The organism is Anaerovibrio sp., assembly GCF_024697385.1.
Lineage (GTDB): Bacteria > Bacillota > Negativicutes > Selenomonadales > Selenomonadaceae > Anaerovibrio.
This window is the reverse complement of sequence record NZ_JAILFV010000143.1, coordinates 1-2,814: the sequence shown is the minus strand read 5'-3', so window position 1 is coordinate 2,814 and position 2,814 is coordinate 1. Positions and strand designations below refer to the sequence as shown.

General features: G+C 46.6%; 2 protein-coding genes and 1 pseudogene. All 3 read left to right on the top strand.

Annotation, left to right across the window (positions count from 1 at the left end):
- Positions 1–400 (top strand): annotated as a pseudogene (locus tag K6C05_RS08095) (radical SAM mobile pair protein B); the annotation flags it as partial.
- A 95-nt stretch (positions 401–495) separates the two neighbouring features.
- Complete coding sequence (locus K6C05_RS08090; protein ID WP_296733468.1) at positions 496–1,176, top strand: alpha/beta hydrolase-fold protein; 681 nt, start codon at positions 496–498, stop codon at positions 1,174–1,176.
- A 48-nt stretch (positions 1,177–1,224) separates the two neighbouring features.
- Positions 1,225–2,541: a replication-associated recombination protein A gene (locus tag K6C05_RS08085; RefSeq protein ID WP_296733465.1), complete on the top strand. Its 1,317-nt coding sequence runs from the start codon at positions 1,225–1,227 to the stop codon at positions 2,539–2,541.
- The last annotated feature ends 273 nt before the right edge of the window (positions 2,542–2,814 follow it).

The window sequence follows — 2,814 nt, the reverse complement described above, 5'->3', positions numbered from 1 at the left end:
TGAGGCAGGAATAAAAACTACCTGCTTTATTTCCCCCATATTTCCAGGGATAACTGATGTGGAAGCCATTGTTGAGCAGGCAAAGGACAGATGCAATCTGGTATGGCTGGAAAATCTCAACCTTCGTGGAGATTACAGGGTGACAATCATGAACTGGATACATGAAAACCACCCTGAACTTGATGAGCTTTATTATCAGATTTATTCAAGGAAAAACAGGGAATATTGGAATGAACTGGACAGCAGGCTCAGAGTATATGCAGAGGACAATGATATGCCATATATAAGGGCGGAGGATTCCCAAATGGCTGATTTTGGTGAGCCGCCTGTCATGGTTAATTATTTTTATCATGAAGAGGTAAAGAAAAGTGCAAGGAAAAAAGCTCAGTCCGTCCTTTGATTTACTTTGGCAGGAATATAGCATGTTTTTGTATCAAATGTGTAAAAATGAAAGACTGAACTGTGATGGATGACTATATTTTTGGAGGTTGAAGGATGGTTAATAAGGTGGAATTTTCTTCAGCAGGCAAGCCCGTTTTATTTTATGGGCAGGAGCACAGGGCTCCTTTGGTCATCCTCCATACAGTACAGGGGGAAGGTGAAAGGGTATACCATTTATTGACTGAAATGACTCAGGCGGAATTTTCCTTTGCTGCCATTGATGGATTGGACTGGGACGATGAAATGTCTCCATGGCCCATACCTCCGCTGTCAAAAAAAGCTGCTCCCTGCACAGGCGGTGCCGATGTATATCTGGAAAAGCTGGAGGGTGAGATATTGCCGGATATATTAAAGCATTTAGTCAATGAACCGTCGTATATTGCCCTGGGGGGATATTCGCTGGCGGGGCTGTTTGCCTTGTATGCAGCATATGGGACGGATGTTTTTTCACGCTTGGCATGTGTCTCCGGGTCCTTTTGGTATCCTGATTTTATACAGTATGTGGAAGGTCATGTTATGTGCAGAAAGCCGGATAGACTGTATTTTTCCTTGGGGGATAAAGAGGCCGGGACCAAAAATGAGATATTGAAGTCCGTGGAGGACAACAGTCGGTATTTGGCAGATTATTACAGTCGTCAAGGTATAAAGACGATTTTTGAGCTCAATAAGGGCAATCATTTTTATCACGGGGAAGAACGGATGGCCCGCGGTATTGCCTGGATTCTTGAAGAATGATTGACATATTTTGGGGAAAGAAGATAAATTTCAATGGAATAGACATCTTTGTTTAGTAAAGCCGTACCGGAGCCACTGGCGGCACGAATTCGCCCCCGGACAATAGAGGAAATTGCAGGACAGGAGCATTTATTGGGCAAGGGTAAGGTCTTGCGTCGGCTGATTGAACAGGACAGCATTTCCTCAATGATTTTTTGGGGGCCTCCCGGAGTAGGGAAAACCACATTGGCAGGTGTGATAGCCAAGATGACCAAAGCCCGGTTTATTAATTTTTCGGCGGTGACCAGTGGTATCAAGGAAATACGGGAGGTCATGAAAAAGGCGGAAAGCAATAGGCTATACGGTGAGAAGACCATAGTTTTTGTTGATGAGATACATCGCTTCAACAAGGCCCAGCAGGATGCTTTTCTTCCCTTTGTGGAAAAGGGAAGCATCATACTTATTGGGGCTACTACCGAAAACCCATCCTTTGAGGTGAACGGGGCGTTGCTTTCCCGATGCAAGGTCTTTGTCCTGAAGGCCCTTACAGAAGATAATATAGCGGGACTTCTGCGGCGTGCCATAACTGATGAACGGGGGTTTGGTGGGCAAAATGTCAGGATAGCAGATGACCTGCTGTTCAAATTGGCGTCATTTGCCAATGGGGATGCCCGTAAAGCCTTGTCCATACTGGAAATGGCAGTTTTGAATGCCCAGCCGGGAGAAGATGGCCTTGAGGTTACAGGGGAAAATATAGAGCAGTGCACTTCCCGTAAGCTTTTGCTATATGACAAGAATGGTGAGGAACATTACAATATAATTTCGGCCCTGCACAAATCTATGCGCAACTCCGATCCTGATGCGGCAGTTTATTGGCTGGCAAGAATGCTTGAGGGTGGCGAGGATCCACTGTATGTGGCCAGGAGAATTACCCGCTTTGCCAGTGAGGATATTGGCCTGGCTGATCCACGGGCCCTGGAAATTGCAGTGGCAGCTTATCAGGCCTGTCATTTTATCGGTATGCCGGAGTGCACGGTGCATTTGACTCAGGCAGTGGTTTATATGGCACTGGCACCTAAATCAAATGCCCTTTATGTTGCCTATGGCATGGCCCGCAAGGATGCTGAGGCCAGACAGGCTGAGCCGGTGCCCCTTCATTTGCGTAATGCTGTAACCAATCTGATGAAGGAGCTTGATTATGGCAGGGATTATCAATATGCCCATGATACTGCTGAAAAGCTGACAAATATGGAATGCCTGCCGGAATCCTTACGGGGCAGGAGCTATTACCATCCTACCAATGAAGGGGTGGAGGGGCGGTTCGCACAACGCCTCAAGGACATTAAGACCTGGAAGGAACAACACCGGAAGGACAGGAAGAGGTAAAAGATACCTCCTGCTTCTTTAGGTGGGGCAAAGCGGATAACAGCCGGTGAGCCTATCTCCCGCCTTGTGCGACGCAGGGCTATTGCCCTTGGGTAAATAGCCAATTGTAATATTTTTCTTGACAAACCTTGTGGATTGTTGTTTAATACAAACAAGTTCAAAATTAATACTGAACAAACCTATGATGTGGAGATCAAGCAAAAGGGGCACTCACAGAGAGTCCGGGCAGCTGGGAGCCGGGCAGAACGCTGATTTGTAAATGGACCACAGAGG

Coding starts and splice junctions, on each gene's coding strand:
- K6C05_RS08090 (WP_296733468.1), top strand. CDS start 496: ATGGTTAATAAGGTGGAATTTTCTTCAGCAGGCAAGCCCGTTTTATTT.